Annotated in this window: 8 protein-coding genes; 5 read left to right on the top strand and 3 right to left on the bottom strand. The window is 62.9% G+C overall.

Annotation, left to right across the window (positions count from 1 at the left end):
* The 3 genes from AC1DY5_RS37755 to AC1DY5_RS37745 form a co-directional block, all read right to left on the bottom strand.
* The coding region (locus tag AC1DY5_RS37755; protein WP_478119583.1) for an enoyl-CoA hydratase/isomerase family protein at positions 1 to 491 on the bottom strand (491 nt) is incomplete at its 3' end.
* 12 nt (positions 492 to 503) lie between these two features.
* Positions 504 to 1,502: a tripartite tricarboxylate transporter substrate binding protein gene (locus AC1DY5_RS37750; RefSeq protein ID WP_478119584.1), complete on the bottom strand. Its 999-nt coding sequence runs from the start codon at positions 1,500 to 1,502 to the stop codon at positions 504 to 506.
* Positions 1,503 to 1,575: 73 nt separating this feature from the next.
* The gene (locus tag AC1DY5_RS37745; RefSeq protein WP_478119582.1) at positions 1,576 to 1,806 is read right to left on the bottom strand and encodes a hypothetical protein; all 231 of its coding nucleotides are present in this window, start codon (positions 1,804 to 1,806) and stop codon (positions 1,576 to 1,578) included.
* Here AC1DY5_RS37745 and AC1DY5_RS37740 point away from each other — a divergent pair.
* From AC1DY5_RS37740 to AC1DY5_RS37720, 5 genes are all read left to right on the top strand, one after another.
* On the top strand, positions 1,805 to 2,596 hold the full coding sequence (locus tag AC1DY5_RS37740) for an IclR family transcriptional regulator (RefSeq protein WP_478119581.1): 792 nt from the start codon (positions 1,805 to 1,807) through the stop codon (positions 2,594 to 2,596). The two genes, AC1DY5_RS37745 and AC1DY5_RS37740, sit on opposite strands and share 2 nt — an antisense overlap.
* 135 nt (positions 2,597 to 2,731) lie before the next feature.
* On the top strand, positions 2,732 to 3,385 hold the full coding sequence (locus AC1DY5_RS37735; RefSeq protein WP_478119580.1) for a peptidyl-prolyl cis-trans isomerase: 654 nt from the start codon (positions 2,732 to 2,734) through the stop codon (positions 3,383 to 3,385).
* On the top strand, positions 3,382 to 3,675 hold the full coding sequence (locus AC1DY5_RS37730) for a hypothetical protein (RefSeq protein ID WP_478119579.1): 294 nt from the start codon (positions 3,382 to 3,384) through the stop codon (positions 3,673 to 3,675). The genes AC1DY5_RS37735 and AC1DY5_RS37730 overlap by 4 nt, the downstream gene beginning before the upstream one ends.
* Positions 3,672 to 4,676: a HupE/UreJ family protein gene (locus AC1DY5_RS37725; protein ID WP_478119578.1), complete on the top strand. Its 1,005-nt coding sequence runs from the start codon at positions 3,672 to 3,674 to the stop codon at positions 4,674 to 4,676. The genes AC1DY5_RS37730 and AC1DY5_RS37725 overlap by 4 nt, the downstream gene beginning before the upstream one ends.
* 1,039 nt (positions 4,677 to 5,715) lie before the next feature.
* Complete coding sequence (locus AC1DY5_RS37720) at positions 5,716 to 5,985, top strand: hypothetical protein (RefSeq protein ID WP_478119577.1); 270 nt, start codon at positions 5,716 to 5,718, stop codon at positions 5,983 to 5,985.
* Positions 5,986 to 6,297 lie beyond the last annotated feature (312 nt).

The raw sequence follows: 6,297 nt of genomic DNA, 5'->3' as shown, positions 1-6,297 counted from the left end.
GCCTTGGACAGGCCGACTCGGCGCGGTAGGAAGTACATGCCGCCACCGTCGGGAATGATGCCCCGGTTGATGTACGACCAGGTGAAACTCGCGGCATCCGAAGCGATGATGAAGTCGCATGCCAGTGCCGTATCGGCCCCGAGTCCCGACGCGGCGCCATTGACGGCAGCGATGGTCGGCTTGGGCATGGTGTGCAGCAGCGACTGGGTGTGGTGGACGCGTTGCTGGCGGCTCCAGCCGTTGAAGCCGACTTCGCCGGCCGGTGCCTGCATCCGGCGCTCCATGCCGGCGACGTCCCCGCCCGCGCAGAACCCCTTGCCACGCCCCGTCAGGACCAATGCGCGGATCCCCTTGTCGTAGGTCACATGCTCAAGCGCGGCGATGAATTGCGTGCGCATGTCGTCGCTCATGGCGTTGCGCTTGTCGGGGCGGTTCAGCCACAGGGTCGCGATGCCGTCAGCGACTTCCAGTTCAATCAGTTTTTCAGTCATTTCGGGCTCCCATCATTCGCTGGTGATGTTGTTTTCCTTGACGACCTTGCGCCACCGCGCTTCTTCACCCTTGGCGTACTTGTCGAAGTCCGCCGGTGAACCACCGCTTATCACGAGGCCTTCGCCCTCCACGCGCTTCCGAAAGGACTCGGTCTGGACGGCCTTCTTGGCGGCTGCATTCAACTTGGCGATGACGTCTGCGGGTGTGCCCGCAGGGGCATAGAGGCCGTACCAGCTGTCGGCGACGTAACCCGGCACACCGCTCTCGGCGATGGTCGGAACCTTGGCTAGGGACGGCGTCGTCGATCTCGTCGCGGTAGTCACGGCAATCGCACGCAGCTTTCCACTTTCGAGGAACGTTCCCACCGCCGCCGCCGTAGCGAACATGACATCCACCTGGCCACCGAGCAGGTCCGTGATGGCGGGGCCAGCACCTCGGTAAGGAATGTGCGTGATGTTTGTCTTGGTCAGGTTCTTGAACAGCTCGCCAGCGAGATGCGCCGAAGTGCCAGCACCTTGCGATGCGAACGAGAGCTTGCCCGGATTGGCTTTGGCGGCGTCGATGAGATCCTTGACCGATTTGATCTGGCTGTCTTGCCGCACGACCAGCACGTTCGGCGAAACTCCGACGAGCATGACGGGGGCGAAAGCCTTCTCGTGGTTGTACGGCAGCTTGCTTTGAATGCTGGGATTCACCACGTGGGCCACCGTGGCCATCACCAGCGTGTAGCCGTCCGCAGGAGCCTTAGCAACGGCGTCGGTCCCGATGATCGTTCCCGCTCCCGGCTTGTTGTCGATGATGACTGGTTGCCCCAGCTCCTGGCCCATGGTKATGCCCATGGTGCGAGCGACCAGGTCGGTGCCGCCACCTGGAGCGAACGGAACCACGATCTTGACCGGCTTGTCCGGAAAGGCGGCATGAGCCGGTGTAGCGATGGCGATCGCCGTGAACGCGACCGAGAACAGAAGCGAAACGAACTTGCAGCGAGGCAAGGGCAGAAGTCTTTGCATGGAATGTCTCCGTGGATAAGAAGTACAGGGCGCATCGATGGCGGACTTGCTCTTCTCATCGAGTGCGCCTAGCTTAGGACTTGTAGTCGCTTCGCGCATCCCTGCATTTCCAGCTAATGGAATTGATAATGGTGATCTCGATGCTGAGGAACGCGACACAGACGATCCAGCTCCTCTTCGTGAGACGCGCATGCTCGAGCGACACCACATCGAGGTGAAAAAGCAATGGTCCAGACGGCGTGATTTCCAAACGGTGGAAATCTTGTGTACGCTTGGCCGCCGACGCCTTCAAGCCGAGTCCCATGTCAAGCAGACGCCTGCACTTCGAGGAGCCCACGCTGAATCGATCCCTTGAGCGGGGCATCGAGATACTTCGCGCGTTCAGGCCCGGCGCTGACCTGCTAGGAAACGGGGAGATTGCCGAGCGCACCGGACTATCACGGGCAACCGTCAGCCGCCTGTGCCAGACGTTGGTGGAGGTCGGGATGCTTGAGCATGATCGGATCCTGCGGGCCTACCGGCTTGCAGCACCTGTGCTGAGCCTTGCCCACGCGATGCGTGCCGGCTCTCCTGTGCTGAACGCCGTGGCGCCGCTGATGCAGAGCTTGGCGGAGAAGCTTCGCATCAACGTCGGCCTCGCGGTTCCCGACCGTGACGAAATGGTCTACCTGGAGTCGGTTCGCTACAACCGGCGTGTCTCGTTGCGGAACGTGGTCGCTGGGCAGCGAGTACCCATGGAGCTCACTTCCCTCGGCAGGGCTTACCTGGCAGTGGCCGATGAACCAAGGCGTCGGGACCTCATGGCGCAGTTTCGTGAGCGGCGCAAGGAAGGCTGGAGCCTGATCCGCGATGAGATCACCAGTGCGATTCGGAGCGTGGCCGAGCGCGGGTACTGCTCGGCCTCGTGGCAGCCGGAGGTCGTTGCCTTGGCCACCCCGGTCGTGGTTGAGGGCCGTCCGGTATATGTGCTCAATGTGAGCGTTGCGACGAAGGCCAGCATTGCCGAAACCGAAGCGATGCTCGGCGGCTCTCTACTCGAACTTTCTGCCAATGTAAAAGCCACGCTTGCCGCCTTGGAGGCGCGCCGAGTCTAAAGTGCGGCCACGGAATCGCTGGTGAACATGCCTCCAAAGTGCGCTTTCCCCAGGGGGTTCTAGAACTCGATCTTGATGTTGGCTTCCTTGACGGCAATGGCGGCCTTGGCACGCCCGCCTCCCACGGCGGAGGAAATGAGCAACCTGATCGAGTCCCGGGTGCGGGAGGAAGTGCTGTATCGCGAGGCCCTGGCGCTCGGACTCGACAAGGACGACACCATCGTCCGTCGCCAGCTCGCGCGCAAGATGGAGTTCCTGGCGGAGGACGTGTCGAAGCTCGAAGAGCCGAAGCCGGGCGAGCTTCGAAAATGGTACGACGAGCACAAGGCGCGTTTCGCGCTGCCGCCGAGCGCGTCGTTCCGCCACGTGTACTTCTCGCCCGATCGCCGCGGCGGGAGCGCGGCGCGGGACGCCGAGGCCACGCTCGGGCAACTCGCTGGTCAACCGATCGACGCGCCGCGTGCCGCCACCGCCGGCGACCCGTTCATGTTCCACTCGTATTACGGCGATCGCAGCTTCGACGTGGTGGCGAAGGAATTCGGGCCGCCGTTCGCCCGCGCTCTCGTTGCGGCGAAGCAAGGCGCGTGGACCGGACCGATCCAATCCGGCTACGGATGGCATCTCGTGTTCATCGATTCGGTCACGCCGGAGCGCATTCCCGAGTTCGACGAGATCGAGCCCGAGGTGAAGGCGGCCTGGAGCGAGGATCGCCGTGAAGAGACACGGGCGCGGATGTACAAGGACATGCGCGCGCGCTACGAAGTCGTGCTGCCGAAGGGGAACCCATGAGACGCTGGCTCATCGGCGTCGCCCTCGTCTGCATGAGCGCGGCGGTGACGGCGTGTCCTCTGTGTATCGGCGGAGGGGCGCGATCGCCGGCGGAAGATCTTGCCGACCTTTCGCGCGCCGTGCTGGCGATCCCCATTGCCGATGGCACGTCGTATCGCGTGTTCGACGCGGTTCCCGACTACGTCGCGCTCATGAAGTCGGGCGTTCGCCAGCAATACGCTTCGCGAGCGGCGATTGTCGCGTASCTTCGGCAAAGTCCCGGCGGCGTAGCAGGCATCGGCAACAAGTGAGACTGATCCTCGCCTTCGTCGTGACGCTGCTTGCGATGTCGAGTGCCGCGCTCGCGCACGACGCCCGCCCTGCCTATCTCGAAATCCGGCAGATGTCGGGCGACCGCTACGAGGTGCTGTGGCGCACGCCGCTGCTTTCCGGCATGCCTTTGCCGGTGGTCTTGAAGATGCCGGAATCGGTTCGCGATGTCACCGGGCCCAGTACGCAGGAGCTCTCCGATTCGATCGTCGAGCGCCGCATGATCGAGGCGCCCGGCGGCCTCGCCGGCCGTTGCRTCGAGTTTCCCGGCCTCTCGGGCACCATCGCCGATGTGCTCGTGCGCGTGCAATCGTCGGATGGCAACATCACGACGATGCTCGCGCGCCCGTCGCAGGCGTGGATGGAGATTCCCGCGTCGCCCGGCAGCGCGATCGAGATCGCCAGCGCGTTCGTCAGGCATGGCATCGAACACATTCTGCTGGGCTACGATCACCTGTTGTTCGTGCTCGCGTTGATGATCATCGTCCGCAGCACGCGCGCGCTGCTGTGGACAATTACCGCGTTCACGCTCGCGCATTCGCTCACGCTCGCGCTCGCGCTTGCGACCCTGGGCCTGGTTTATGTGCCGGGGCCGCCGGTGGAAGCGGCCATTGCCTTCTCCATTCTGCTGCTCGCCAGCGAGATCGTGCGCCTGCGGCGGGGCGAATCGAGCCTGACCGCACGCTGGCCATGGGTCGTCGCGTTCGCCTTCGGGCTGCTGCACGGCTTCGGGTTCGCCGGGGCGTTGTCGCAGATCGGCATGCCGCGCGCCGACATTCCGCTCGCGCTCTGCGCGTTCAATGTCGGCGTGGAACTCGGTCAGCTCGCCTTCATCGGTGCCGTGCTCGGTCTCGTTGCGAGCGTGCGTACGGCGCGCGTTACGCGCCCGATGACAGAGCGCGCCGTCCGCCTCGCTCCTTATGCGATCGGATCGCTCGCCGCGTTCTGGTTCATCGAACGGGTGGCCGCCTTCGCGACGTGACGCTCGCGGCACGGCATCCACCAGTGCACACCGATGGAGATCTCCGTCTAATAGCTGGGCAGCAAGTATCTGGGCCTGCGCAGCAATGAGTTCGGGAACGCCAACTGCGTGGCGCGTGGCAGGCAATTGGATCGCCTCAGGCGGCCTTCTGCTGCTCGGGTGGTCGTTCCCCTAGACCGGTTCCTTGTTTTGCCTAGCGCAGGGTCAGTGACCGCTTTCGAGCGTCGAATCAAGTGAGTTGCAAGGCGGCTTAGGGCCCGAACTCCCATTTCGATGGCGGACAGAGCGGACGTTCGACTCTTCGAAGGCAAAGGTCGCTAGAGGGCAAGTAGGGGGCTATGACTGCAATGCCTTGGGACCGGCCGCCCATACCGAGGTGTCCTCGGGCACTTGGATGACTGGAAACGGGCCCGACAGCGTACGTTCGCCGTCCAACCGAGAAGGACCGCAACCGCTGCATAGCTGCTGCACGACGGGCGTTGGTGGGGGGCAGGGTAGGGCCCATAGGAGCCGGAGGCAGCTTCCCCAGCGAGCGACCGTTCTACCTTGGAACTTGACCTTCTCCCACGCGGCGAGAAAGTCGGTGATGGCGACAGCGGTCATTCGCGCATGCCGACCCACAATCGCGGCAAGTTCGGGGCCGACGGCGGCATCCGATGGTCATGAACTGGTGCTGCCAACCCAGTACCGTCGGTCACGCGGTCATATTCATCGCTTCAAAGCGGTCATTATCTGGCCTGTTCAGCACATGTTGCCCCAGCTCTGGGGCGCGGCTGTGGGAGCATATTGCGGGGATCAGTATCGTTGCCGGAAAGGAAAAGCCGGAGTTCCGTGTCACTAACCTCGAGAAAAGATACCGACGTCGCCTGGTTCATATCGTCAATCCTGACGACAATCAACTTTCCCTGCTTTCCTGCTCGATTTCAGTAGTGTCCGGTCAAAAATCGAACAGAATCAACTGCTTAGCGGTGTCGGGTGGTTCGATTTGGGATCGATCGGGCTGCAAGGCGCATGAAACCTTGGTCAGGGAGGTTCGCGTATGACAGTCGCCGACATCGGGGCTCTTTGCTTTGGCGTGGTCGTGGGCTGGATCGTCTACCGAACGCTGCGGCGCCGAACGGACTCCTCGGCAGTGTCCGACGTCGCTACGGTCATAGGGGCGGTCGGGGGCGCGGCGGTCACCGCCGTTTTCAAGACCGAAACGCTGTTCGGGTTCTATTCGATCGGCTTGGCCGCAGGCTTCTTCGTCTACCTGATTGCGTCGTTGATCATCTCTGGCAGCAAAAAGGTCGACGAGTTCATGGGGTAGATGAGCGACGGATGGTGCCAGTCGATCAGGCGGGTTGTTCAAAGCTGGTCGGCAGCCGAGCCAGGCTCGAGCTGCGGCGACACGTAGATTGGGGGCGAGTCTTGGAATCAACAGAGGGTTGCTCTACCGGTAAACAGGAAGAGGACACACTGTTGCTTGGGCGAATAGATGACCTCTACCGGCGAACGCAGCAACTGTATGCGCAAGGTCTATACCGGCAAGCAATGGAGAATGCAAGCCGAATGCGAGACCTCGCAAGTCTGCACCTGGGCGAGACGCACCCGCTCGTCGCAGCAAGCCTTTCTCATCTGG

Source organism: Variovorax sp. P4_D9, assembly GCF_056401695.1.
Note: the sequence above shows the minus strand (reverse complement) of the source record. Positions and strands in the feature narration are given on the sequence as shown.